Origin of the sequence: Metabacillus sp. FJAT-52054, assembly GCF_037201815.1 — a bacterium.
Lineage (GTDB): Bacteria > Bacillota > Bacilli > Bacillales > Bacillaceae > Metabacillus_B > Metabacillus_B sediminis.
Window position 1 is genome coordinate 2,150,462 of sequence record NZ_CP147407.1, and the last position, 24,147, is coordinate 2,174,608.

Annotated in this window: 26 protein-coding genes; 8 read left to right on the plus strand and 18 right to left on the minus strand. The window is 42.9% G+C overall.

Translation table 11 applies throughout. The features are described 5' to 3' along the window. Positions 1 to 103: 103 nt before the first annotated feature. From WCV65_RS11250 to cdaS, 5 genes are all read right to left on the minus strand, one after another. The gene (locus WCV65_RS11250) at positions 104 to 682 is read right to left on the minus strand and encodes a superoxide dismutase family protein (RefSeq protein WP_338776510.1); all 579 of its coding nucleotides are present in this window, start codon (positions 680 to 682) and stop codon (positions 104 to 106) included. Positions 683 to 834: 152 nt separating this feature from the next. After that, complete coding sequence (locus WCV65_RS11255) at positions 835 to 1,884, minus strand: LysM peptidoglycan-binding domain-containing protein (RefSeq protein ID WP_338776513.1); 1,050 nt, start codon at positions 1,882 to 1,884, stop codon at positions 835 to 837. 2,215 nt (positions 1,885 to 4,099) lie between these two features. Next, positions 4,100 to 5,323: an MFS transporter gene (locus WCV65_RS11260; protein WP_338776514.1), complete on the minus strand. Its 1,224-nt coding sequence runs from the start codon at positions 5,321 to 5,323 to the stop codon at positions 4,100 to 4,102. 157 nt (positions 5,324 to 5,480) lie between these two features. Continuing rightward, positions 5,481 to 6,803: an NCS2 family permease gene (locus WCV65_RS11265; RefSeq protein ID WP_338776515.1), complete on the minus strand. Its 1,323-nt coding sequence runs from the start codon at positions 6,801 to 6,803 to the stop codon at positions 5,481 to 5,483. Between the two features lie 77 nt (positions 6,804 to 6,880). Then, positions 6,881 to 7,504 (minus strand): sporulation-specific diadenylate cyclase CdaS, encoded by a 624-nt coding sequence (cdaS, locus tag WCV65_RS11270; protein WP_051860628.1) that lies wholly within the window; start codon positions 7,502 to 7,504, stop codon positions 6,881 to 6,883. Between the two features lie 298 nt (positions 7,505 to 7,802). On the opposite strand from cdaS, the gene WCV65_RS11275 reads away from it, so the two are divergent. Continuing rightward, on the plus strand, positions 7,803 to 9,170 hold the full coding sequence (locus WCV65_RS11275) for an MATE family efflux transporter (RefSeq protein WP_338776516.1): 1,368 nt from the start codon (positions 7,803 to 7,805) through the stop codon (positions 9,168 to 9,170). 41 nt (positions 9,171 to 9,211) lie between these two features. On the opposite strand, the gene bshB2 is transcribed toward WCV65_RS11275, so the two are convergent. The 4 genes from bshB2 to rarD all read right to left on the minus strand — a co-directional run bounded on the left by bshB2 (position 9,212) and on the right by rarD (position 11,581). Beyond that, on the minus strand, positions 9,212 to 9,877 hold the full coding sequence (gene bshB2 / locus WCV65_RS11280; RefSeq protein WP_035406370.1) for a bacillithiol biosynthesis deacetylase BshB2: 666 nt from the start codon (positions 9,875 to 9,877) through the stop codon (positions 9,212 to 9,214). 18 nt (positions 9,878 to 9,895) lie between these two features. After that, positions 9,896 to 10,246 carry a YojF family protein gene (locus WCV65_RS11285; protein ID WP_338776517.1) on the minus strand — a complete coding sequence of 117 codons (351 nt, stop codon included), beginning with the start codon at positions 10,244 to 10,246 and terminating at the stop codon, positions 9,896 to 9,898. A 102-nt stretch (positions 10,247 to 10,348) separates the two neighbouring features. Beyond that, complete coding sequence (locus WCV65_RS11290; RefSeq protein ID WP_035406364.1) at positions 10,349 to 10,624, minus strand: hypothetical protein; 276 nt, start codon at positions 10,622 to 10,624, stop codon at positions 10,349 to 10,351. Positions 10,625 to 10,642: 18 nt separating this feature from the next. Continuing rightward, positions 10,643 to 11,581, minus strand: a complete 939-nt coding sequence (gene rarD / locus WCV65_RS11295) for an EamA family transporter RarD (protein WP_338776520.1) — start codon at positions 11,579 to 11,581, stop codon at positions 10,643 to 10,645. Positions 11,582 to 11,704: 123 nt separating this feature from the next. On the opposite strand from rarD, the gene WCV65_RS11300 reads away from it, so the two are divergent. Then, positions 11,705 to 12,169 carry a hypothetical protein gene (locus WCV65_RS11300; RefSeq protein WP_035406359.1) on the plus strand — a complete coding sequence of 155 codons (465 nt, stop codon included), beginning with the start codon at positions 11,705 to 11,707 and terminating at the stop codon, positions 12,167 to 12,169. 200 nt (positions 12,170 to 12,369) lie between these two features. Here WCV65_RS11300 and WCV65_RS11305 read toward each other — a convergent pair whose 3' ends face one another. From WCV65_RS11305 to WCV65_RS11320, 4 genes are all read right to left on the minus strand, one after another. Further along, entirely contained in the window at positions 12,370 to 12,657 is a 288-nt protein-coding gene (locus WCV65_RS11305) for a hypothetical protein (protein ID WP_338776522.1), read from the minus strand. 84 nt (positions 12,658 to 12,741) lie between these two features. Then, positions 12,742 to 13,104: a DUF2188 domain-containing protein gene (locus tag WCV65_RS11310; protein ID WP_338776524.1), complete on the minus strand. Its 363-nt coding sequence runs from the start codon at positions 13,102 to 13,104 to the stop codon at positions 12,742 to 12,744. 15 nt (positions 13,105 to 13,119) lie between these two features. Continuing rightward, a complete protein-coding gene (locus WCV65_RS11315) occupies positions 13,120 to 13,860 on the minus strand; it encodes a glucose 1-dehydrogenase (RefSeq protein WP_338776526.1) in 741 nt (246 codons plus the stop codon). 14 nt (positions 13,861 to 13,874) lie between these two features. Then, positions 13,875 to 14,180: a winged helix-turn-helix transcriptional regulator gene (locus WCV65_RS11320; protein ID WP_338776528.1), complete on the minus strand. Its 306-nt coding sequence runs from the start codon at positions 14,178 to 14,180 to the stop codon at positions 13,875 to 13,877. A 150-nt stretch (positions 14,181 to 14,330) separates the two neighbouring features. Between WCV65_RS11320 and WCV65_RS11325 the strand changes: the two genes are divergently transcribed. The 3 genes from WCV65_RS11325 to WCV65_RS11335 all read left to right on the plus strand — a co-directional run bounded on the left by WCV65_RS11325 (position 14,331) and on the right by WCV65_RS11335 (position 17,223). After that, on the plus strand, positions 14,331 to 14,954 hold the full coding sequence (locus tag WCV65_RS11325) for a nitroreductase family protein (RefSeq protein WP_338776531.1): 624 nt from the start codon (positions 14,331 to 14,333) through the stop codon (positions 14,952 to 14,954). 128 nt (positions 14,955 to 15,082) lie between these two features. Continuing rightward, positions 15,083 to 16,369 carry a GntP family permease gene (locus WCV65_RS11330; protein ID WP_338776533.1) on the plus strand — a complete coding sequence of 429 codons (1,287 nt, stop codon included), beginning with the start codon at positions 15,083 to 15,085 and terminating at the stop codon, positions 16,367 to 16,369. 77 nt (positions 16,370 to 16,446) lie between these two features. Then, entirely contained in the window at positions 16,447 to 17,223 is a 777-nt protein-coding gene (locus WCV65_RS11335) for a 3-hydroxybutyrate dehydrogenase (protein ID WP_338776536.1), read from the plus strand. A gap of 108 nt (positions 17,224 to 17,331) precedes the next feature. On the opposite strand, the gene WCV65_RS11340 is transcribed toward WCV65_RS11335, so the two are convergent. The 3 genes from WCV65_RS11340 to WCV65_RS11350 all read right to left on the minus strand — a co-directional run bounded on the left by WCV65_RS11340 (position 17,332) and on the right by WCV65_RS11350 (position 20,958). After that, positions 17,332 to 18,576: a pyruvate kinase gene (locus tag WCV65_RS11340; protein WP_338776539.1), complete on the minus strand. Its 1,245-nt coding sequence runs from the start codon at positions 18,574 to 18,576 to the stop codon at positions 17,332 to 17,334. Positions 18,577 to 18,807: 231 nt separating this feature from the next. Further along, the gene (gene wrbA / locus WCV65_RS11345; protein WP_035406434.1) at positions 18,808 to 19,416 is read right to left on the minus strand and encodes an NAD(P)H:quinone oxidoreductase; all 609 of its coding nucleotides are present in this window, start codon (positions 19,414 to 19,416) and stop codon (positions 18,808 to 18,810) included. Positions 19,417 to 19,566: 150 nt separating this feature from the next. Beyond that, positions 19,567 to 20,958 carry a S41 family peptidase gene (locus tag WCV65_RS11350; RefSeq protein ID WP_338776543.1) on the minus strand — a complete coding sequence of 464 codons (1,392 nt, stop codon included), beginning with the start codon at positions 20,956 to 20,958 and terminating at the stop codon, positions 19,567 to 19,569. Positions 20,959 to 21,216: 258 nt separating this feature from the next. Here WCV65_RS11350 and WCV65_RS11355 point away from each other — a divergent pair, with 258 nt between their 5' ends. The 3 genes from WCV65_RS11355 to WCV65_RS11365 all read left to right on the plus strand — a co-directional run bounded on the left by WCV65_RS11355 (position 21,217) and on the right by WCV65_RS11365 (position 22,608). Then, complete coding sequence (locus WCV65_RS11355; RefSeq protein ID WP_035406332.1) at positions 21,217 to 21,489, plus strand: hypothetical protein; 273 nt, start codon at positions 21,217 to 21,219, stop codon at positions 21,487 to 21,489. 71 nt (positions 21,490 to 21,560) lie between these two features. Next, entirely contained in the window at positions 21,561 to 22,259 is a 699-nt protein-coding gene (locus WCV65_RS11360; RefSeq protein WP_338776547.1) for a class I SAM-dependent methyltransferase, read from the plus strand. 103 nt (positions 22,260 to 22,362) lie between these two features. Further along, positions 22,363 to 22,608, plus strand: a complete 246-nt coding sequence (locus WCV65_RS11365; RefSeq protein WP_035406428.1) for a hypothetical protein — start codon at positions 22,363 to 22,365, stop codon at positions 22,606 to 22,608. A gap of 241 nt (positions 22,609 to 22,849) precedes the next feature. Here WCV65_RS11365 and WCV65_RS11370 read toward each other — a convergent pair whose 3' ends face one another. Further along, positions 22,850 to 23,350 carry a mismatch-specific DNA-glycosylase gene (locus WCV65_RS11370; RefSeq protein ID WP_338776548.1) on the minus strand — a complete coding sequence of 167 codons (501 nt, stop codon included), beginning with the start codon at positions 23,348 to 23,350 and terminating at the stop codon, positions 22,850 to 22,852. Between the two features lie 11 nt (positions 23,351 to 23,361). Next, the gene (locus tag WCV65_RS11375) at positions 23,362 to 24,144 is read right to left on the minus strand and encodes a M15 family metallopeptidase (RefSeq protein ID WP_082883836.1); all 783 of its coding nucleotides are present in this window, start codon (positions 24,142 to 24,144) and stop codon (positions 23,362 to 23,364) included. Positions 24,145 to 24,147: the final 3 nt, after the last annotated feature.

Sequence of the window (24,147 nt, forward strand, 5' to 3'; positions counted from 1 at the left end):
ACCTCTTTTCAGCGTCTCATTTTCTTATATTAGTATACAGAAAAAAGACGTCCATCACAAAAAATCCTTACCCGGCTGACTGGCCGGATAAAGATTCCTCTCATTACATTGATTGATTCTCTTTATTCACCACACCACAGGCAATTCTAGCACCCGCATTACCGGCCGGATCGGTTTTATAATCGTCTTCTTTCTCGTGAATCACTAGAGCGCTTCCATCTTCATCAAGCAGCTGTGAAAATTCGGCAAGAGGTGCGGTTACATCTGCAGTAATCTTCCCGTCTGAACCAATGGTGATGTTCGGTATGTCTCCTGCATGGGGTCCATGCGGATTTAGGAATCCATGCTTTTTAGTAAATGGATTTAAATGTCCCCCAGCTGAACTGAAGTCTGGCTTCTTACATGATCCTGTTTCGTGAATATGGATCGCCCTTTTGCCGGGGGGAAGATTCACTCCTTCAAGATGAACGTTTACACCTTTTATTGTTTCTGAAATAACGGCTTTTCCGGCAGGCTCTCCTTTTGAAGTGATCATAGACACCTTAATTTCCTTAACTGTTTTTTCAGCTGCAGTTTCCAGTCCCTTTGCTTCCGGATGGTGATGCTCGCTCATTCCGTTCGAGCATCCATACAGAGATATTGCCATCAGCAAAAGGATTCCAGCTTTACCTATTCTGCTCATACGATTCCTCCGTTCATTGTTTTGCCTTTCATTCGCATTTTCTCCAAATGCTTTGGCATGCAAACCCGGTTTTAGGAGGTTATATAAGCATTTATGCACTTGCCTTTGATGCAATCAGAAAAGATCTACAAAAAAAAGAAGCCAGCGGCTCCCTAAAAGTAGCGCTTAGCTCCAAGATAATGGCTTTTCCAATATGCATTGGATAAATTAGAGACAGTAATTCCCTGAGATCCGCTGGCGTGGATGAAATCACCGTTACCCAAGTAAATTCCCATATGCGAAGGTCCTGCCTTATAAGTGGTGAAATATACGAAATCTCCTCTGGCAGGCTCCGAAACTGGCTTCATGATACTGGAGTAGCCCGCAGCGCTGAGACGGGATACCGAAGTTACTTTATTCAGCACGTAATAGACAAATCCGCTGCAATCGAAACCTGAAGTAGTATTGCCAGCCCATTTATATGGAATCCCCATCAATTGTTCGGCTTCTCTAATCATCGTTTCTTTTATTTCTGTGTCTTCTTGGCTGTTATCTGGGGCAGAGGGAGCTGGATTGGATTCTGGCTTTACCTCGCCTTTTAGCTTAAGTACTTGATTTACATAAAGTGTGTCGCTCTTCAGCTGGTTTGAGACCTTTAATTCAGCGATGGTTAAATTAAATCGATTAGCTATTTTCCAAAGAGAGTCTCCTGGTTTCACCTGGTATGTATTCTGAATGCTCGTGTCTTTATCCTCTGAAACAGGCGTTTTAGGCGGGGCTGGCGGAGTAACCGCCGGTTTCACAGGATTAGAATTAGAATTAATTTTTAAAACCTGTCCAAGAAAAATTGTATCTCTTTTGAGTGCGTTTAGAGTTTTTAATTCATTAACAGTCATCCCGTACTTTCTGGCAACCAGCCAAAGGGAGTCTCCCTTAGAGACCTTGTATGTATTTTGTGCAGCTTGTGCTTTATGCGGCTCTGCGCTGCCGTTATGGTTTTGATTTCCTGTACCTGGAATCTGAAGAACCTGCCCAACAAAAATCGTGTCGCTTTTCAGCTGATTGGCCTCTTTAAGTGCCTTTTGGGAAATTTTGTATTGATTCGCGATCTTCCAAAGCGAATCACCGCTTTTTACCTTTACGCTCTCTGCAGAAGCAGCGGTTGCAAAAAATGAAGCACCTGCCACTGCGGTTACCGTCAATCCAAGTACTTTATGATTCATTTACAGAGCCTCCTCTACTTTCACCATTTATTTTACTTCAGATCACTAACTTAAACTACTAATTTTGTAAATAATAAGTATTTTTTGTAATAGTTTGGCTGATATTTGACAGCAATCTTTATATATATCGGCTGTTTTTACATTTGTTTAACTTAAAAAGAGAAATTTTGCAGAGAAAATGAGTTTTTTGATGTTAATACTCATTGCTGTCGGAAAAAAATGAGGAGTGGCAGATCAGTGGACCGGCAAGCTTAGACTAGTGATTTCACTTCAATCGATCCGTGATAATGGACGCTCGGGCCCATCTATCGGACACTGCGCCTGACATATCGCTCATTCGCATCGATATCGGACACTCGGCATTGGATATCGCTCACTCAGTACGGGAAATCGGACGCTCGGGCCCATATATCGGACACTGCACCTGATCTATCGGTCATTCGCATCGATATCGGACTCTCGCCTCTTGATATCGCTCACTCAGGCCGGGATATCAGACACTCCCGCCCAGTTATCGGACGCTGCACCTGATCTATCGCCCATTCGCATCGATATCGGACACTCGGCATTGGATATCGCTCACTCAGTACGGGATATCGGACACTGCACCTAATCTATCGCCCATTCGCGATGATATCGGACGCTCGGCATTGGATATCGCTCACTCAGTACGGGATATCGGACACTCGCGCCCAGTTATCGGACGCTGAACCTGATCTATCGCCCATTCGCATGGATATCGGACACTCGACATTGGATATCGCTCACTCAGTACGGGATATCGGACACTCGCGCCTAGTTATCGGACGCTGAACCTGATCTATCGCCCATTCGCATCGATATCGGTCGCTCGGCATTGGATATCGCTCACTCAGTACGGGATATCGGTCACTCGGGCCCATATATCGGACACTCGACATTGGATTTCGGACACTCAGTACGGGATAGCGGACACTCGCGCCTAGTTATCGGACGCTGAACCTGATCTATCGCCCATTCGCATCGATATCGGACACTCGGCATTGGATATCGCTCACTCAGTACGGGATATCGGACACTGCACCTAATCTATCGCCCATTCGCATCGATATCGGACGCTCGGCATTGGATATCGCTCACTCAGTACCGGTTATCGGACTCTCTGGCCCATAAATCGGACACTGCACCTTATGTATCGCTCATTCGCATCTATATCGGACACTTGGCATTAGATATCGCTCACTCAGTACGGGATATCGGACACTCGCGCACAGTTATCGGACGCTGCACCTGATCTATCGCCCATTCGCATCTATATCGGACAATCGGCATTGGATATCGCTCACTCAGTACGGGATATCGGACTCTCGCGCCCATATATCGGACGCTACACCTTATATATCGCTCATTCGCATCGATATCGGACACTCCGCATTGGATATCGGACACTCCGCATTGGATATCGCTCACTCAGTACGGGATATCGGACTCTCGCTCCCATATATCGGACGCTGAACCTAATCTATCGCTCATTCGCATCAATATCGCTCTCTCAGTACGGGATATAGGACTCTCGGGCCCATATATCGGACACTGCACCTGATCTATCGCTCATTCGTATCGATATCGGACACTGCACCTGATCTATCGCCCATTCGCATCGATATCGGACACTCCGCATTGGATATTGCTCACTCAGTACGGGATATCGGACTCTCGCTCCCATATATCGGACGCTGAACCTAATCTATCGCTCATTCGCATCAATATCGCTCTCTCAGTACGGGATATTGGACTCTCGCGCCCATATATCGGACACTGCACCTTATATATCGCCCATTCGCATCGATATCGGACACTCCGCATTGGATATCGCTCACTCAGTACGGGATATCGGACGCTCCGGCCCATATATCGGACACTGCACCTGATCTATCGCCCATTCGCATCGATATCGGACACTCCGCATTGGATATCGCTCACTCAGTCTGGGATATCGGACTCTCGCGCCCATATATCGGACGCTGCACCTTATATATCGCTCATTCGCATCGATATCGGACACTCTGTATGGCCCTTCCCTCTTCTTCCCTTCATTTCTGCAATTGAAACTGGCAGCAAGCGCGCATGTGCTTAGAGTCATTCAATTTTTTAAGCTTGTCCTCTGGCGCCCGCTACCAATTGAGTACTTTTAAAGATATTAAACAACAAAAAAAAACAGTCTGTAATAGACTGTTCAGCTGCTGGCTTTTTTCTGCTCGGAAAATGAGATAGTATCATCCTGCTTGCCCAGATTTCTCAACTGGCTGCTGCCATAGATCAGCACAAGAGCAAGTGATCCTGCTCCGAACACAACTACCATGTATTGCAGACCGATGGTATCAAGAAGAAGCCCTGTTCCTAGAAGCACGACCTGAAACATGATTCGGTCCAGCATGTTCCGGAAAGAAAAGAAGCGCCCATGATATTCCTTCTCAATTCTTGTTTGAAAGATCGTAGAAGCAATCGGGAAAAAACAGCCGACGCTTAATCCGAATAAGCCAAACGAGACGAGCGACATCCAAAAATGGTCACTGAAAAACAACGAAAGATGAGCTATTGAGGTTACAAAAGAGAACAAAATCATTAACGCTACATGGTTGTAACGGTCAGACAGCTTTTTAACAAATAAGGCTCCCAGCATGAAACTTAGTCCTTCCACAGTGTAAAGCAGTCCCTTTACAGCTGTGCTGTCCTGCAGCTCGCTAATGTTAATAACCATGAGGTTAAAGCCGCCAATGAAGAGCATGGGAATAATGGTCAGTACCAGGGCAGTCAGCGCGATGGGAGAGGCTTTTAAAATCGGCATTACCTCCAAAAATCCCCCCTGTTTGCCATTACGATTCTGAATGCTTTTTTCATCTTCTTCAAACTTCAGAAAGAATGTGGCAAATAGAAGAACTCCATAAGCCGCCATGGACATGGCATATAGCATACTCAGGCTTAAATAAGCGAGAAGGATACCGGCGAGTGCCGTTCCGATGACCCGGGCAAGAGTGGCGACATTCATGTGAACACCATTCATTTGGACCAGTTCCTGTTCTTTAACAATTAATGGGATGGCAGCCTGCAGAGCAGGAAAGTAAAAGGCTGCAGAGATTTGAATGCCAATTAAAAATAAGAGCATAAGCCAGACAGAGCCATAGGAAATGGCTGCAAACATAAAGAATACGCTGAGCATTCGTCCAATTCCTGAAACAATAAGAACCTTCTTTTTTGACCGGCTGTCAATCATTCTGCCGGCCATCGGACCTACAGCCACACCTGCTAAAAGTCCTGCTATTAATAAAAGTGATTTTAAGAAATCGGAAGGAATATAGGTCTGCATAAATTCCAGATTTCCGATGATTCCCATCCACAAACCAAGACCGGCAATGAACTCCCCGGCTAAAACAATCCAAACATTTTTATTTTTCCACATATGATATCTCCATTTTTTGTATGATGCATTAACTATAGCACCAGCGAAAGTATTTCGCCACCCGAAATTTTAAATATAAAAGCGCAAATTCCTTCAAATAATTAAGTTCTGCCAAGTGTTCTAACAACAAAAAAAATACAGGGCGTGCCCTGTATTTTTAGCCGATTAAAAAGAAATTAACGATAAATGCTGCTGAAATCAGATACATGAGCCAATGCAGTTCTTTTGCACGTCCCGTGAAGAGTTTGATCAGCGTGTAAGAAAGAAATCCAAAGGCCACTCCCTCAGCTATTGAGTAAGTGAGGGGCATCATAATTAATGCAAGGAACGCCGGGATCAATTCTGTTAAATCATCGAAGTCTACTTCTTTCAGCTCTGTCAGCATAAAAGCTCCGATGATGATGAGCGCAGGTGCTGTGGCGACACTCGGAATAAATTGAATAAGCGGCGCGAACAGCAGTGTAAGCAGGAATAAAAGGGCAGCGAAAATCGCCTTTAAGCCAGTTCTTGCACCTGCTGCTATCCCGGTGGCATTTTCTACGTAAGTGTTCATCGCCGTACTTCCCAGCACAGCACTTACCATTGTTCCAAATGCTCCTGTTGTTAGAGCGCGGTTCATATTAGGAACGTTGCCATGTTCATCGGTCAGATTTGCTTTTTTCGTCAATCCAATGAGGGTTGCAAGGGTATCAAACAGTTCCACAATCGTGAAAGAGAAGATGATGGAAAGGATTCCGTAACCGATGGCAGCTTTAAGGTCCATTGCCATAAACGTCGGTTCAATCGACGGGATCTGGAAGGAAAGAAAATCAGAAATGCCTTGAGGTGATGGTGAATTTCCCAGCACCATCGATGCTGCCGAGATGATCAGGATGGACAAAATAATTCCGCCTCTTACATTCAGCGCAGTTAATACGGCTGTGAGAACGATTCCTGAAATGGCAAGGATCGTTCCAATATTCGTCATATCCCCTAAAGCAACAAAAGTGGCTTCATCCGGGACAACAATTCCGCCGTTTTTTAATCCGATGAAAGCGATAAATAATCCAATTCCGGCTGTAATGGATGCTTTAAGTGTTTTAGGTATGGCTTTAACAACTTTTTCACTGATTCCGAAGATTGAAAGAAGGAAAAAGCATAGACCCGAAATAAATACGGCGCCGAGAGCGGTTTCCCATGAAAGTCCCTGCTTTAAAACAACGGTATATGTAAAAAATGCATTAAGTCCCATGCCGGGTCCGATTACAATTGGGAGATTTGCCCATAATCCCATAATCATACTTGTAATGACAATACCGAATATGGTCGCAGCGAGGGCTGCTTCTTTCGGAATGCCTGCCTCAGATAAAATCACAGGATTTACAAGGATAATATAGCTTACAGTCACAAATGTCGTAAGGGCAGCAAGAAATTCTCTCTTTACGGTCGTTTTGCGCTCTGTTAATTTAAAAAATTGATCAAGTAGCCTGTTCAACCTCATACCTCCTCAAATAAAACATATCCGCCATTATATCTCACATTTAAAAGCGATGAAAGAACTTTATCAAAGGTTGCAATTTAAAGATTATTTGTACTTATCGGATAAATCGTTCCATCCTTTGCAAATGACATTTTCCCTGTTTCCTCCGAAACAATCAGCACGACAGCATCCGTTTTTTCCGTCAAGCCAATAGCAGCTCTGTGTCTCGTTCCAAGTTTGCTTCCGCCTGATGAAATTTCAGACAATGGAAGAATATTGGCGGCGGATACAATCTTATCTCCCTTTACGAGCATGGCCCCGTCGTGAAGAGGATTTCCAGGATAAAAAATACTTTCAGCCAGAGAAGCAGACAGCTCCGCCTGCACGTTTACCCCATTTCGGATATAAGGAGCAACCGGTTCCCCTCTCTCCACGATAATTAATCCTCCATGGTGTTTATTTGACAAATTTTGCATAGCCGATGCAAGAGCATGGAAGCTTTCAGTATAGGTTGACAGATACACTTGAAGATAGAAGGTGGATGCCGATGATTGAATCATTTGAAAGCGGCCATTGATTTCATCCAGTTCACATAACAGACAGCTTTCACTGTTACCAAGTTCCCCAAGAATTTTTTGAGAGCCGGCTATAATTTCGGTCAAATTCCGTTCAATGCTGCTCTTTATATCATCAATAATGACAATTTCTTCAGGTTTGCTCATACATTTCGCTCCTTTATTGTAGGATAAGCCTTATGCGTCTAAACATGAAAGCGAATCGAATGGAAAATGGTGGTACATACTAATACCGTTTAAAAGATATTGATAAGGAGCATAAGTGATGACGATAGCAAAAATATTCCAATATGTTTTTTCTCTATCAGGTACAGTCATTCTTGGGTGTTTTTATTACCGGATGTTCAAAGGTAATTCTTCAAAAAACCATAAACAAAAGCAGTAGCGTTCCTCGGATTCATGATATAATTCCTTCATTATGTCAATGAACAGAAGAGGTAAACCTATGCATTCTGCACCTACATATTCAGAAAAATTCAGGCAATTCAGCATCATCCTGCTTCCTATTCTTATTACCCAGCTTGGTCTTTACTCTATGACTTTTCTTGATACAACGATGTCAGGCAAGGTTAGTCCGGAGGACCTTGCCGGAGTGGCAGTTGGTTCAAGTATTTGGGTTCCGGTTTATACGGGACTAAGCGGAATTTTTATGGCGATTACACCTTTGGTCGGACAGCTTGCAGGAGCTAAAAAGACAAAAGACATACCTTTTACCGTCATTCAGGGTCTTTACCTGTCCATTTTCATGACGGTTCTTGTTATTGCGGCTGGATCTTTTATTCTTGGCCCACTGCTCTCCTTTCTCCCATTGGAAGGAAAGGTGGAAGCAATCGCAAAAAATTATTTAATCGCCCTTTCCTTCGGGACCTTGCCGCTTTTTCTTTACGGAGTCCTCAGAGGTTTTATTGATTCGCTCGGCATGACGCGTATTTCCATGTGGATTACACTGACAGCACTCCCAGTAAACTTTGTCTTAAATTATTTGTTTATTTTCGGCAATTTTGGTTTTCCCAAGCTTGGGGGAGCCGGAGCCGGAGTTGCTACATGTATTACCTATTGGATTACAGCGATTATAACGATCATTATTTTAACCAAACACCCTTCCTTCGCTTCTTTTTCCCTCTTTTCGAATTTTTATAAAGTCTCGTTGCAAAAATGGAGAGAAATTTTAGCGATTGGGATGCCAATCGGATTTGCCATCTTTTTTGAAACAAGTATTTTCGCGGCGGTGACATTGTTTATGAGCGAATACAATACAGTCACAATTGCCTCACACCAGGCAGCAATGAATTTCGCATCATTCCTATACATGATTCCACTGTCGATTTCAATGGCATTAACGATTGTAATCGGGTTTGAAGCGGGTGCAAAAAGATGGAAGGATGCAAAGGAGTACAGTTATCTCGGAATTTTAATGGGAATTTGCCTGTCGCTTATAACTGCAGCCGTCATTTTCTTTTTCAGAGATTTTATTGCCTCGATTTATACCGAAAATGCTGAGGTTCTCCAATTAACAAAAACATTTTTGATCTATGCGGTTTTCTTTCAAATGTCGGATGCAATTGCGGCACCGATTCAAGGAGCCCTGCGAGGTTATAAAGATGTTCGATTCACCTTTTATACTGCCCTGATTTCTTATTGGGCAATCGGGCTTCCATTGGGATATGTCCTGGCCCAATATACAAGCCTTCAAGCATTTGGATATTGGATTGGCCTAATCGCAGGTCTTGCTTCAGGGGCAATCGGGCTTTCACTGAGACTTGGAAGAACCCAAAAACTTGTTCAGGATCGTCCTTCGAAAAATTTTCAATAATAAAAACCAGTCCTGAATGTCCGGGCTGGTTTTTTCATGTCTTATTCGTTCCATTGATAATGCCAGTAGGTTTCCGTCTCAAACCAGTTCATGACTTGAGGGACGCCTTTTTTAAAGTCTTCTTCCATTTGCCTTATTAAGCCTTCTGTCTGCGAACGATGTGCTTTTAATGCTTCCATTTTTGTTTCAGCTACTTCCCTTATATCCAGTATTACATTCGGAGCACCTAAAACGTCTTCTCTATTTTTCGTTATAGCCAGGCAGTATGTCACTGGACGTTCTTCAGCAGGCATTCTTTTAAGTGCATGGATAACTGCTCTGCCAGTAGCATCGTGATCTGGATGAACCCCATGGTCCGGATAAAACGTGACAATCAGTGTCGGTTTTACCTCTTGAATGATCGCTTCAATGCGGTCAGCGAAAAGATCAATATCTTCGAACTCAAGTGTTTTATCCCTCATGCCAAGCATTCTTAAATCCGTAACACCCATGGCCCGGCATGCATCCTGCAATTCCCTTTTTCGGATTAGAGGCAGCGTCTCGCGGTTAGCAAATAATGGACTCCCCATATTTCTGCCCATTTCTCCCAGCGTTCCGCATGCATATGTAACAGGAACCCCTGCTTTTCGTTTTAAAGCAATTAAACCGGCAACCCCAAATGATTCATCATCAGGATGCGGCAATACAACTAACACATGTTCACTCATATTAAAAAACTCCTTTTATTAAGATGGAAATGGCACAGTACTGATTTGCAGCGCAATGGCAAGTTTACCGTCAGGGTGATGACCGGCAAGAATCAAGCGGTTTTGTTCATCTACTGTAAAATCCGTTAAACCTTCTGCATAAGTCCAGCCTTCCTCCATTTTCAATCCTACTCTGAAAGGTCCAAAACCGGTGATTTTAGCAAGTGAGTAGCGGAACTTGGCGTTTCGGATGAATGCCACGACTGTCATGCTGTTTTCATTCTGGTGAGCATTGTATGCGCCGGTTGTCGTTTCAAGATGAATGTATACTTCTTTATTTGCATGCTGATCCAGGTATTCTTGAATCTCATTAGGTATAATAGGTTTCATACTAAAGCTCCTTTTATTAATCATTTCTTATGGCTGTGTTCGCAATGCTTCGGCTAGCGAATGGATGATTCAGAATTCACCGATGCAATAAGCCTGAACCCTTTAACTTGAGGTCCCTTCTTTTAATATTGCCAGCACAGCAGCGTAGCCCGCAGCAAGCTCCATTTTCTCCTCTTCTTTTAATGAGGAGTCCATAACCCTGCTGATCGAAATGTCAAATTTCTGATCAGGGCTTTTTCTAACCCTTGGATGGGTTCCTTCATCGAGCAGATCTCTTTTCATCGCATCTTCGAGTGCAGCTCTTTCAGGGAGATCAGAATCCAGCTTTCGATTGTGCCATATTTTCCGATAACAGTCGAGCAGGTGCTTATCCTCCATTTTACCACCCCCGTTATTTTATATATCCGCTGAACGATTTTTCATTCTTTTAAGGTGGACGCTTCTGGCTGCTTTGCTGCTGGAAAGTGTAAAAACGGCAAGGGCAGACCAGATAAACGTGAATGTAACTAGATCTACACGTGTAAAGGTTTCATTAAAGATGGTTAGCCCTGCTATGAGTGTTAAGGTAGGAGCAATGTATTGAAGAATCCCCGTCATGTAAAGAGGTATTCTCTGTGCCCCGGTTGCAAAAAGAAGCAGCGGAATAGCGGTTACGATTCCAGCGCCGATCAGCAGCAGATCAACGGAAAGACTTCCAGCCAGAAATGATGATTTCCCTGTCTGTGAAAGATGCAGCAGATACATTACTGAAAAAGGTAAAACGGCTAGGGTTTCAAAGGTCAATCCAATGGAAGCATTCAGCTTCGTAACCTTCTTTGTAAGACCATATAACCCGAAGCTTAAAGCGAGGATCATTGAAATCCATGGGAAGCTTCCAAAGTGAAAGCCTGAGATTAGGACACCAGTAAGTGCCAGGATGAAAGAAAGCTTTTGCCATCCATTCAGCTTTTCTTTCAGAAAAATCATTCCAAGAAGGACACTGATTAATGGATTAATATAATATCCAAGACTGGCTTCCAAAATATGATGGTTATTCACGGCCCAAATGTATACAAACCAGTTTGCGCTTATGAGCAAGGAAGACAAGATAAGAGATCCGATTAAAAGCGGCCTTTTTTTCATATTCCGCAGTGTTTGGATCATTGCCGGCCAGTTTTTACCGGCTGTTAAAACCAATAGCATAAAAATAAAAGACCAGAAAATACGATGTGCCAGGATTTCTTCTGAACTGACTGAATCAGCTGCTTTCCAGTATAGCGGAAGAATTCCCCACAAAAAATAAGAACCGGCCGTCAGCAGGATTCCGGTTTTGTCATGCTTTACATGTTCGTGCAAGTTTAATTCACGCTCCCTGTTACTCCATGCACATTATACTCTTCCCTCCTGAACCTTCACAAGCAAAAGGTTTTGACTCCGCATATACTGCATTATCGCCCGCCTAAACGAAAGGATGATTAGATGTTTCCATGGAATAAACAATATCCGTTTAATCAGCAGAAAATGCCCGATTTCTTTAAGAGCATGAATCCTAACCAGGTTGAAAATTACGTTCAGGAGGTAATGGGGCAGGTTTTTGGCCAAGATCAATCTGGCGGATTTCCTTACCAATTCTCAAAAAACAGAGAAGAAAAACAAGCGCCGCCGTCTGAAAATTGGTATGAGGCCACAGATCGGATTTACTTTAAAATAAAAATTCCCGCAAAGATAGCAGGAGATGTCAAAATTCAGCATAACAGTCATCAGCTGACGCTTGAGAATTTCCCTGAAAAAGGAGAGCGAAAAACCTTTCAAATTCCATTTCTGGTCCGCAGAAAAGGAACAAAAGCGACCTATCAGGATGAAGAACTGGAACTGTCATTTATTAAGAACGAGGATTTAAATGTTACAGAAATTCATATTCCGGAAGGTGACATTAGAAGCTGAAACGCCATCAGCTTCTTTTCTTTGGATTAGGACGCACTGCCCCAGTCTCCAATGACGCTTGGCTTTTTGCATTGGCTTGGGATATCCACGGGCAGCATGTTGAGCATAGAAAATTTGTGGAAAGCCACCTAATTAAACAGGAAAAAACCGCCTTCCTGCATGAAAGCGGCATACCTTCTATCTTATTAAGGGTAGACAGGTCAATACGCACCTGGGTAGCCGGGGTAGCCGCCTCCGGCAAATCCCACTGGATAGCCTCCAGCAAATCCTCCGCCGGGATAGCCTCCGTAGAAACCGCCGCCAGGATAACCGCCGTAGAAACCGCCGCCATAAAACGGATAGGGGGGACGAGCCAAACTGCCGACAATTGCACCGCCCAGCAGCCCTCCCACCAGCCCGCCGACAAATGGAAATCCGAACGGGATAAACCTCGGGTAAGGGCCAGGACCTGGGCCTCCGGGATTTCCGCGCATCATATAAGGGTACACGTTTATTCCTCCTCTTCGTTAGCCTGCACTCATAGGTTATTCACCTAGCATGGACAACGAATGGGCCCTTACCCACCAGGGATATTAATTAATTGACTGATCCCGGGATCCATCCTCTTTGTATATCATAATGGAAGCATTTTGAATATGAACCAGCTCTCTTGCTTTACTTAGGGCATCTGCTTTTGTATCAAAAGAGAAGCTTGCCCTTTTGCTATGTTCCTTCTCGAGAACCCATTTTTCTTCTCTTTTGTGAAGTTTATATGTTTGGCCAGGCTCTTCTCTGCCGTCTGCCCATTTCTCTGCTTGAGAAGTTGCAATTGCAATTGCTCTGCCTTCATCATATTTATCCTCCAGCAGGGCGTTGGCAATTTCGATGGCCTTCTCCCTCGTTTTGTCAGGAAGGTTTTTCATTGAATCCGGATAGTCCTGCTTGCTCCAAGGCATGGTTAAGCTCCCTCCTCAATGCTCATAAATCATTTTACGAGTCATTCCTCCATCTATGACAAGGTTCGCACCATTTACAAAGCTGTTTGAAGCTTGAGTGAGGTAAAGACAGGCACCTGCTATATCAGAAGGCTCACCGACTCTTCCTGACAGATGCTGGGAATGATCAACTTCTCTTAGATCTTCTAAATTACCTGTGTGAATCCAGCCTGGTGAAATAGCATTTACAGTGATGGAATAATCCGCAAACGAAGCTGCCAGGGCATGTGTCAAGGCCACGATTCCGCCTTTTGATGCTGCATAGGCCTCTGAGTGAGGCTCTGACATTTGTGACCTTGTTGAAGCTATGTTGACTATGGAACCCCCGGTTCGGTCCTTCATATGCTTAGCTGCCTCTCTTGAAAATAAAAATACGCTTCGAAGGTTTGTGGAAAGAATGTTATCCCAATCATCCACGGATAGTTCAAGCGGATCCTCGAACGCGACTGCTCCTGCGTTGTTAATCAAAACATCGATTCCGCCGAATGTTCGTACCGTCTCTTCCACACAGCCAATGATATCCTCAGAATTCCTGACATCTGTTTTTAAAAATAATACGTTGTCGTTTTGCTTTAGTAATTCAGCTTCCAGTTCTTTCCCCTTATCGGAATCATAATCAGCTAATACAACATTGAATCCCTCTTTGCAGTAAGCTCGTGCAACCCCTTCTCCAATTCCGTTTGATGCTCCGGTTACAATAACTGTTTTTGCTTCCATCTTTGAGCGACCTCCTAGCAATAACGATTGCCCCATATTTGAACTTCCTTCATAACGTTCTCTAATGCCATACCCTTTTCGGTCAGCATATAAATCACTTTTACAGGAGTTTCAGGATATACAATCCGCTTAATCATATCAGCGGCTTCCAATTCTTTTAATCGTTCAGCAAGCATTTTTTGGCTAATACTAGGAATGATTTCAGAGAGATCTTTAAAACGCTTCGGCCCGTCCATTAACACGTGGACAATCATTCCGTTCCATCGTTTACCAAGCAGCTTAAAAGCAAATTCAATATGCGGACAATTTGAAAATTCCATAACATCGCCACCTTTTCAAGCCTCATTCTTGACAATTGTTTGAACAACGTTTTATGATAGACAACGTTCGACAAACTTACAATAAGTGAGTGTGTTACTTTTTGTCCATTATAAACGAAAATCCATCATTTTACAAAAGGAGGCTACACCATGGCAACAACCATTGCAGATGATTTGCTGACCCTAATGGGTGAACGCACATCCGTCCGTCATTATGACAAATCCGAATCCATATCTAAAGAAGATTTAAACGGGATCCTGGAATCTGCTATTAAAGCTCCATCAGCGTGGAACCTGCAGCACTGGAACTTTTTAGTATTCCATAGCGCAGAATCAAAAGAACGCCTTCTGCCAATTGCATACAGCCAGAATCAAATTGTTGAATCTTCAGCAGTTGTTGCGATTTTAGGCGACTTGGAAGCAAATAAAAACACAGACCAGGTATACAATCCGCTTGTAGATGCCGGTCATATGTCCAAAGAAATTAAGGAAACGCTTGCAGGCCAAATCAATGGTGCTTATACAAACCCTGTATATGCCCGTGATGCCGCTTACAGCAATGCTTCCCTAGCAGCTATGCAGCTTATGCTAGCAGCAAAAGCTAAAGGTTTCGACACATGTGCAATCGGCGGTTTTAACGGCGAAGAATTAATCAAAGAATTTAAAATATCAGAAAGATATGTACCGGTTATGCTGATTTCCATCGGAAAAGCGGCAAAACCTGCTCATAAAAGTGACAGAATCAAACTGGATCAAGTATCCGTCTGGCTCTAGTCACAAACCTGAAAAGCGGGCTCCCACCCGCTTTTCATTTTGCCATTATTCTTTTTCCCGTTTTTTTTCAATACTTTTGACGGATTTGAGGAATCATATACCTATATTGGAACAAGGAGATAGTGCTTATGTTTAGTATCATACTCGGTTTAATTCTGCTGATGGTGCTTGCCTACTTTGGCTGGTCCATTATTTGGATAGCACCGCTCATATCCTTGCTTGTCGCAGGGATTGAAGGGCTGGATTTATTGCCTGCCTATACCGAAACCTATATGGAGGGCTTTGTAGGCTTTACAAAAAAATGGTTCCCTGTCTTCCTGCTTGGTGCAGTATTCGGTAAATTAATGGAAGAAACAGGGATGGCTCAGGCTGTTGCTTATAAAATTACCGATTTCATTGGGAAAAAAAGAGCCATACTCGGAGTACTAATCGGTGCAGCTGTCTTAACATATGGCGGAGTAAGCCTTTTTGTTGTCGTGTTTGCTCTTTACCCGTTAACGGTTGCATTGTTTAAAGCAGCAGACCTTCCAAGGAAGCTTATCCCGGCAACACTCGTTTTAGGTGCTTTTACTTTTACGATGACAGCAATACCGGGAACACCGCAAATTCAGAACATCATTCCTACCGATTACTTTAAGACGACTCCTTTAGCGGGGCCGGTTACAGGGATTGCCGCAGGGCTCATTATGGCAGTCTGTGGATATTTCTATCTCGCCTGGCGCGGTAAAAAGCTGCAGGCAAAGGGAGAAGGATACACAGAGCCTAAAGGCGGCAATGACGTAAAGGAAGTAGATCCTTCCAACCTGCCTAATCCCTATATATCCATTATCCCGCTGATAGCAGTTGTTCTATCACTAAATGTCATCAAGCTCGATATCCTGCCATCGCTATTGATCGGCATCATCATCATCATGCTTTTGAGCTTGAAAAAAATGAAGCTGTTTATAAGTGCAATTAACGGCGGAGCTGCAGGTTCGGTTATGGCCATTATTAATACGAGTGCTGCTGTTGGATTTGGAGCCGTCGTAACCGCAGTTCCTAGTTTTTCAAACATTACAGATATGATTATGGGCCTTGGAGGGAATCCTCTAATCTCTGCAGCAATTGCTGTTGAGCTGCTTGCCAGTATTACAGGCTCCGCTTCCGGAGGAATGGGAATTGCTCTTCAGGCATTAGGTGATCAATATTATCAGCTTTCACAATCAACAGGCATTGCGCCCGAGGCCTTTCACCGCATTGCTGCCGTCGCTTCCGGAGCTTCCATTCTGCCCCACAATGGAGCATTATTGACATTGCTTACGGTTACGGGACTAAAGCATAAAGAATCCTATATGGATGTTGCGGTCGTAGGATTGATTATTCCAATAATCGCATTGATTGTTTCGATATTGCTTGCATCTGCAGGTATTTACTAATTGCATGAAATTAGGAGTTCTAAAGCATAACTCTCTAATTTTAAATAAATTTCTAAATAATAGGAGGAGAAATAAACATGGTCGAAAATAAAGTTGTTTTTATTACTGGAGCTGCACAAGGAATTGGGTATGAAATAGGGGAAAAATTTGCTGCAGAAGGCGCTAAAGTTGTTTTGACAGACCTTAATGAAGAAGGCGTTAAAAAAGCAGCAGAAACTCTGGCACAAAATGGAAAGCAAACTCTGGGCCTAAAATGTGATGTAACAAACGAAGAAGAATTGAAAAATGCAATTGATGAGACCATTTCACACTTTGGAAGACTGGATATTCTTATTAACAACGCAGGAATGCAGCACGTTTCACCAATTGAGGAATTCTCAACACAGCGTTACGAACTTTTAGTTAAAATTATGCTGACTGCCCCATTCATGGCGATTAAGCATGTGTTCCCTCATATGAAAAAACAAGGCTTCGGACGGATCATTAATATGTCTTCCATTAACGGACTTATAGGATTCGCAGGTAAAGCCGCTTACAATAGTGCAAAACACGGCGTAATTGGTCTAACTAAGGTTGCAGCGCTTGAAGGAGCAGAACAAGGCATCACGGTTAATGCTCTTTGCCCGGGTTATGTTGATACTCCGCTAGTGCGCGGGCAAATGCAGGACTTGGCTAAAACACGTAATGTGCCACTTGAAAAAGTTCTGGAAGAAGTCATCTACCCGTTAGTACCGCAAAAACGTCTGCTTAGCGTTGAAGAAATTGCTGATTATGCAATTTTCCTCTCTAGCGATAAAGCTCGCGGAGTAACAGGTCAAGCTGTTGTGCTTGATGGCGGATATACAGCTCAATAATAACGTATTAAAGGAAAGACCTTTGCGAAGTTTACGCAAAGGTCTTCTTTTTTTCCTTGCAGTACCCGGATATAAATGATTTGCTTCTTCCAGCCCTCCATAAGAATCTTAGTTCTTTAATTCATGAGACTCGATAAACTCCAGTCTTTCTTTACGGTCTTCCTCTATTCCTTTCAGCATGCTGACCGCATCTGCGATAAAAGGGCCTTTATTCAGCATGGTACATGCAGCTTTAAAAGACCGGTGGGCATCAACAATTTCTGGGCGGGTTGCCAATCGGGTTTTGGCAAGCGAAGCCAAAACCTCGGTTGCATAAATAAGCGGTATCTGAGAATGAAAGCAAAGACTCATTAGGTCATCCTGAAGCCGTCCAAGCTTTTCAAATCCTGCTTCTACAGCAAGGTCCCCTCTTGCAGCCATCACCCCAAAGCCTTCATGTTTAAGCCCTTCTGAGATAATAGAAGGAAGATTTTTTACAGCATATTCGGTCTCGATTTTCGCTGTAATCGGAAGGATTTTTCCTGTTTTTTCAAGCATTAAATTTTTTAGAAACTGCAGATCCTCTTTCGTATGGACAAAGGAAAGACCCACAATATCCGCATGGCGGAAAATGAACGCACTCTCGTTTATATCCTTCTCAGACATAGCCGGAAGCAGAAGAAAAGATAACGAATCCGGAAGATTAATGCCATCATTTACCTTAATAGAGACACTCCTTTTTAAGTAATGATGAACATTTGCGACGATGAGATCCTCCGTCTTGTATGCAATGGTGCCTTGTATCTTCCCATCATTTATTAAAAGCCGATCCCCTTTTCTTGCATTACGGAAGGCTTTTGGCATATTGGTAGAGAACAATCCGGCCATCTTTTCAGATTCGGCTAAAGAGATGCGAATTGCCTCGCCGGACTGCATTTTGACGGTCGAGAGGTTATTTGGGAGTTTGGTTATTCTTATTTTAGGACCACTTAAATCCATATAGATTCTGCATGGCAGATGAGTCATATTGGAGGCTCGCCTTACTCTTTCAATGATTTCCTTCCATTCCTTTACTCCGTCATGGCCGCAATTAACTCGTGCAATGTCCATGCCATTTTCCAGAAGTCCTGCGATCTCGGCCTCCTGCAGGCTTTTATCCATCGTTACCATGATTGAATGACCGCTCTTTTTAAAAAGAGATACCATTCTCTTTTCGATAAGTTTCTCGCTCATTTCCTCATCTTTAATGAAAGACCCTGAACTTGTCAGAGCGGGAATCGTCTTTTCTCCCCGTTTGGGAGATCTGGCTTTTAAGTAAGCTTGCATAGATTTTAAACTATATAGGCGATCTTTTTCGACCTGTTCAGATTCCACGTATATCACTCCATCTATCCTCAATTCCAATAATTCCATTGTATGCGGGAGCGTGAAGGAAATGAATAAACGCCTGTCCAGAAAGCTGTTTTGGTAAAACAGAACGTTTTACTGATTGCGGGAGATCTTTGAACCAAAGAAAAACCCAAGAATACTCATGCATTGAGTATTCTTGGGTTAACGATTCAGATTTTCTTAAGGTTTGGCTATTGGAAATGCCCCTATTTTTTATTATAGTCCATTCTTCACAGCCGCTGCGATCATTGCCGTACGTCTGGCCTGATGTTTGACAGCTTCCACAACGTCTTCCTGAATTCTGCCGTCCTGTCCTACTGTCACACTGTTTCCGTATGGATTTCCGCCGGAAGTGAATGCAGATTGGTCGGTGTAGCCAGGTGCTGCTACGATGGCTCCCCAATGATACATGGTCGCGTACAGGCTCAAAATGGTTTGCTCCTGACCTCCATGAGGATTGCTTGCTGATGCCATGGCACTAACCACTTTATTGGCAAGTTTACCCTGGAACCATAATCCCCCTGTAGTGTCCAAATACTGCTTCATTTGTGACGGAACGTTTCCAAACCGCGTTGGCACACTGAAAATGATAGCGTCTGCCCACTCCAGATCTGCGAGTGACGCTTCCGGAACATTAGCTGTTTCTTCAAGGTGTGTTTTCCATGCCGGATTTGATTCAATTGCTTCTTTTGGAGCAAGTTCTTTCACCTTTAGTACTTTAACTTCTGCACCAAAAGATTTTGCACCCTCTTCTGCCCATTTAGCCAGCTGATAATTTGTACCAGTGGAACTGTAATAAATAACTGCAACGTTTACATTGGACATGTTGAATCTCTCCTTTAATTGGAATACAGGAATTGCTTCAGCATCAAACATCTCAGATTCAAATAAAGTATACGGGTTAAGCACTCTATGCGTCAAATAATAACTTCCAAAAATAGAAAAACCCCCGCATTATGTGCAGGGGCCATTTCATTATTTTTTTAAAGCTTCAATTGCTTTGTTCATTTGCGTATCATGTTTCTTAATGAGCTCCTGTAAAGAAGTCAGCATCGATACTGTCGTATCCTTTTCAATCGTTCCGGTTTGTTTCAGCTTGTAATCTTTTTGATAGTTCATTACAGCTGTTTTCATCTTCGAATCAAATACTCCGTTTTCTTCTGTGCTGTACCCTAGAGCATTAAGGAAGGCTTGTGCCGTTTTGACTTCTTTTGATGCGTCACCCTGTTTCAGCATCTTGGAAGGATCTAAATATGGAAGTTTTGCATACGCAGGAAGAGAAACTTTTTCACCTGGTTCAATTCCTTTTTTATGAACCCATGTCCCTCCGGGTGTAAGCCATTTTGCAATGGTAAATTTAATGGAAGAACCATCCTTGTATTTTTCTGCTGTCTGAATCGTCCCTTTTCCAAATGTTTTTTCACCGAAAAGAGGAATATCGGCAGACTCGTTCAGAGCTGCGGCCATAATTTCGCCTGCACTCGCCGTTCCTTCATCGACTACCACTACGGCAGGAATGGTAATAGGGTTTTTATTTTCTGAGCGGTATGCTTCTCTGGAGCCATCCTTGTTTTCAACCTGAAGAATGTTTTTTCCTTCAGGTATAAACATTTCGCTCATCTTGATTGCCTGATCCATTAAACCGCCTGGGTTTTGCCGGAGGTCAATCACAATTCCTTTTACTTCTTTTTCTTCCAGATCCTTAACTGCTTTGCTGAAGTCAGCTGCTGTTCTTTCTGAAAAAGTGGTAATCTGGATGCGGCCAATGTTGTCGTCCGTAACATTTGTGTAAACCGTTTCAATTGGAATTTCATCTCTCGTGATTGAAAATTCAAGCTCATGGGAGCCGCCGCGTTCAATACCGATTTTAACCGCTGTTCCTTTTTCTCCTCTTATTAAGGCGACCGTATCATTAACGGTCTTGCCCTTAACACTTTTCCCATTTACCTTAACAATTTTATCTTTCGGCTTTAAACCTGCTTTTTCTGCAGGAGATCCTTTAATAGGGGAAACAATCATGACTTGTCCATCAATTTCCTGGAGTTCTGCCCCAATTCCTTCAAAGGAAGAGGAAATTGTCTCATTAAAGCTCTTCGAATCCTCTGCATTCATATAAGCGCTGTAAGGATCGCCAAGGGATTCCACCATTCCGTTGATTGCACCATCAATCATTTTCACCTTATCTGTTCTCTGATAATATTTTTGTTCCAGTTTTTCATATGTATCCACTAATTTTGCAAAATCCGGGTTTTGCTGCACTTCTTTTTCCTGCACAATTGTCTCTGGCTTGGCCAAAGTCAAAGTCAATCCTGAGCTTATAACGGCTGTTAAAAGGATGATTAACAGCAGCTTTACATTTTTGTTCAATTTATCATCACCTCATTATGAATTTTATTATGTCCGAGTGCCGTAAAAACGTCAACTAAACAGCAAAAGGAAATCTTTTATAGTCCTAAAAAAATAATTTAAATGTTTCGACACCTTTCTCATGATTATTTTGTAAATTTTGTGTAAATTTTATTACAAGTCAAATTGATTGGAGCAGTGGCGTGAGACCCTGCAGGCGCTAAGCAATCGAACGCAGCGGAAATCAACAGACAAAGTTAAATAAAGGAGGCGGTCATCATGCTTCTAAATGACTTCATGATGGATACAGACAGAAAAATGATCAGCTTCTCATTTTCATTATTGAATGAAGTGAATGAGAAAATACAAAGAAAAATCCTCTTCTATGAAAATCAGGTTTTAAGCTATGTACAAAAACAAATCGATACTTTCATTCAATCCCTTAATATAAGCATAACCCTTCAGACAATTTGCAGATCAGAGCTGTCCGCTCTAATTCAATCCAAACTTAACAGGATGCTCGCGCAATATTCCTTATTCAGAAGCTGCTAAGACACATGACTCTCCCTATGCATAAGGTAAGAATAAGTAAATGAATTCTTCCATGCAAAGGAGATCTTAAATTGCCAGACTATTTAAATATGATTTCATCATTAGGCATAGCAGGAGCCCATCCAGGCGGTCTGCAGCTCACCAAACAAGTTCTTTCAGAATTGAATCTTCCCTTTCCGTGCCGGATATTGGACGCTGGATGCGGCACTGGCCAGACTCTTCTCTATCTTTCCGGATTAGGATATGATGCTGCAGGTATTGATGCCGATCAGCGAATGGTCCAAAAAGCCAAAACACGGCTGTCTGGTGATTCCGTTCCTGTTGTTCAAGGCAGTCTGGAACAAATGAGTTTTGACAGCAGCCGGTTTGAAGCAGTATTGTGCGAATCCGTCCTATCCTTTACAAATTTGAATGCCTCATTAAATGAATGCCGACGCGTCCTCACTGATGGAGGTATTTTGGTCGCTGTGGAGGTCACCCTTGAAAAGCCTGCCGATCCAGCATCTTTCTCAGAAATAACCGGATTTTATGGATTTCAAGCACTTCAAACAGAGGATGAGTGGGTTTCGCGGTTTGAAAATAGCGGATTTACAAATATACGGAGCTTGGCAAAAGAGGATTTCACATTCGATGATGAAGAGCCTAATCATGATGTCGATATGGATGATACAGTGGAGCCGGCCACATTTCAGATTCTAAACAGACATCAGGAAATGCTGCAAAAATACGGCACTTTCCTAGGCTACCGGGTGTTTTTAGCAAATAAATAAGACAACCGGGATATTCGTACAAACTATTTCCCCCCTTCGTTCATAAGGTACAAGGTAAGGATTAAAAACGGAGGGATCCCACTTGAGTCAAAACTATTATAATATGTGCTGTCAGCATCATGGCAAGAATGTGCGAATCAATGACCGTTTCGGCAATGTACACACAGGGAGAATTGTCAACGTAACACGAAGCAGGGTTTACATCCAGCCAAATGGCCCGCGTCCGCGCGGAGCTTTCGGAATGGGCTTTTATGGTGGAGGCTATGGATATTATCCATATTACCCTGCTTATGGAATCGGCTTAGGTTTTATTACTGGATTTGCTCTTGGCAGTTTGCTTTTCTTCTAATTGGATCGTCTCATAAAAAGGGCCCGATTAGGGGCCTTTTTATGTACCTTATTCATTGAATAGTAAGCTTCCATATTGATTTTTAACTTTGCTGATTGGAGCGGAAGGCGTGAGACCCCGCAGCGGCGAAGCCAGGAGGAGGCTCGCCGCCCGCCCAAGGGTAAGCGAACGCCTGTAGCAAAAATCAACAGCCAAGTTTAATAGAGCTTAAGAAAAAAGAGACTGAATTCAGTCTCTTTTTTTAAATATGCTCACTGATCATTTTGTAAATGGAAACAATTTCTTCGGTCTTCATTCGTACAAGTCCGCTTGAAGAAGGTGCAGCGAACTCCCTTACTCCGCTGATTAGCGGATCTTTCTGGAATCCCCAAGGAGCTTTTTTCGCACTTCTGTACTGAAGATATACACCTTTTCCCACAAAACATACAATGCCAGGCTGATAGATTTTTATTTTATCCATTAATTCCAGCCTGCCTTCTGCATATTCCTGTTTCGTAATCTCCAAAGCATTTTTTGTCGGCCTGTGGACAATGTTTGTAAACCCGAACCCTTTTTCCAAAAGAGTATAATCCTCTTCCGGCTGATAAATTCGGTCCGTAAGACCTGCTTCAAAAAGAATTTTCCAGAAACGGTTTGTCCGATTCGCATAATGATGTCCAGTCAAGCCCGATTGAATACTTGGATTAAATCCTGTAAAAAGAATCTTCAAGCCATAATCAAGCAAATCCATCGGTCTTTCCATCTCTTCACCTGCTATAATTTTTTTACCTGGTCAAAATATTCCTCAAGGGTCAGGTTTTTGTCATGAAGAGTTTTAGCCGTTTTCTTCCCTACATATCTTAAATGCCACGGTTCAAATTTATATTCCGTAACCGCAACTTTATCATTCAAGTAACGTACAACAAAACCGTACTTATAAGCATTTTCTTTGACCCATTTGCCTTCAGGGGTATCTCCAAATTCCTTCACAAGCTCCATATTGACACTTTTGCTGGAAATATCCATTGCAAGTCCTGTTTGATGCTCACTTTGGCCTGGGGATGCAACAGCTTCCTCCGCTTTTTCTTCCCCTTTAGCTGCAATTTCCTGGTTTAGGATATTTTCCTGTCTATCATAGGAACGGTATCCCGAAACCGCAAATAATTCCAAATTACTGTCCTTTGCACCCTTGAATAGCGATTCAAGAGCCCTGGCGGCCGGTTCTCTCACATATTTCTGGGGAATGTCGGCATCACCGAACGAGAACGGTACATTAGGGACAGTCAAATCCTTAGGTTCATAATGTCCGGGAAGAGTGTTGTGCTTATTTACTAAAACGAGAAGATTATCAGGATTAGAAATCACTTTTTTCCCATTCACCGCTTCAATCGCATTAAAATATTTTCCTTCGAGTACCATTACATCAGAGGTCTCGCTTTTGGTTTTTGAAGAAGGTTGTTCCACTTTTTCAGCCTGTTTGTTATCTGCCATTGGAAATGTGCATGCGCCTGAGAAAATAACCAGCGGTACAATAGCATAGGCGAGCCTTTTTTTCATGTC

What these genes read in the sequence shown, in the direction of transcription:
- WCV65_RS11250 (WP_338776510.1), bottom strand. Translation starts at nt 682, where the DNA reads ATGAGCAGAATAGGTAAAGCTGGAATCCTTTTGCTGATGGCAATATCT.
- WCV65_RS11255 (WP_338776513.1), bottom strand. Translation starts at nt 1,884, where the DNA reads ATGAATCATAAAGTACTTGGATTGACGGTAACCGCAGTGGCAGGTGCT.
- WCV65_RS11260 (WP_338776514.1), bottom strand. Translation starts at nt 5,323, where the DNA reads ATGTGGAAAAATAAAAATGTTTGGATTGTTTTAGCCGGGGAGTTCATT.
- WCV65_RS11265 (WP_338776515.1), bottom strand. Translation starts at nt 6,803, where the DNA reads ATGAGGTTGAACAGGCTACTTGATCAATTTTTTAAATTAACAGAGCGC.
- cdaS (WP_051860628.1), bottom strand. Translation starts at nt 7,504, where the DNA reads ATGAGCAAACCTGAAGAAATTGTCATTATTGATGATATAAAGAGCAGC.
- WCV65_RS11275 (WP_338776516.1), top strand. Translation starts at nt 7,803, where the DNA reads ATGCATTCTGCACCTACATATTCAGAAAAATTCAGGCAATTCAGCATC.
- bshB2 (WP_035406370.1), bottom strand. Translation starts at nt 9,877, where the DNA reads ATGAGTGAACATGTGTTAGTTGTATTGCCGCATCCTGATGATGAATCA.
- WCV65_RS11285 (WP_338776517.1), bottom strand. Translation starts at nt 10,246, where the DNA reads ATGAAACCTATTATACCTAATGAGATTCAAGAATACCTGGATCAGCAT.
- WCV65_RS11290 (WP_035406364.1), bottom strand. Translation starts at nt 10,624, where the DNA reads ATGGAGGATAAGCACCTGCTCGACTGTTATCGGAAAATATGGCACAAT.
- WCV65_RS11300 (WP_035406359.1), top strand. Translation starts at nt 11,705, where the DNA reads ATGTTTCCATGGAATAAACAATATCCGTTTAATCAGCAGAAAATGCCC.
- WCV65_RS11310 (WP_338776524.1), bottom strand. Translation starts at nt 13,104, where the DNA reads ATGCCTTGGAGCAAGCAGGACTATCCGGATTCAATGAAAAACCTTCCT.
- WCV65_RS11315 (WP_338776526.1), bottom strand. Translation starts at nt 13,860, where the DNA reads ATGGAAGCAAAAACAGTTATTGTAACCGGAGCATCAAACGGAATTGGA.
- WCV65_RS11320 (WP_338776528.1), bottom strand. Translation starts at nt 14,180, where the DNA reads ATGGAATTTTCAAATTGTCCGCATATTGAATTTGCTTTTAAGCTGCTT.
- WCV65_RS11325 (WP_338776531.1), top strand. Translation starts at nt 14,331, where the DNA reads ATGGCAACAACCATTGCAGATGATTTGCTGACCCTAATGGGTGAACGC.
- WCV65_RS11330 (WP_338776533.1), top strand. Translation starts at nt 15,083, where the DNA reads ATGTTTAGTATCATACTCGGTTTAATTCTGCTGATGGTGCTTGCCTAC.
- WCV65_RS11335 (WP_338776536.1), top strand. Translation starts at nt 16,447, where the DNA reads ATGGTCGAAAATAAAGTTGTTTTTATTACTGGAGCTGCACAAGGAATT.
- wrbA (WP_035406434.1), bottom strand. Translation starts at nt 19,416, where the DNA reads ATGTCCAATGTAAACGTTGCAGTTATTTATTACAGTTCCACTGGTACA.
- WCV65_RS11355 (WP_035406332.1), top strand. Translation starts at nt 21,217, where the DNA reads ATGCTTCTAAATGACTTCATGATGGATACAGACAGAAAAATGATCAGC.
- WCV65_RS11365 (WP_035406428.1), top strand. Translation starts at nt 22,363, where the DNA reads ATGTGCTGTCAGCATCATGGCAAGAATGTGCGAATCAATGACCGTTTC.
- WCV65_RS11370 (WP_338776548.1), bottom strand. Translation starts at nt 23,350, where the DNA reads ATGGAAAGACCGATGGATTTGCTTGATTATGGCTTGAAGATTCTTTTT.
- WCV65_RS11375 (WP_082883836.1), bottom strand. Translation starts at nt 24,144, where the DNA reads ATGAAAAAAAGGCTCGCCTATGCTATTGTACCGCTGGTTATTTTCTCA.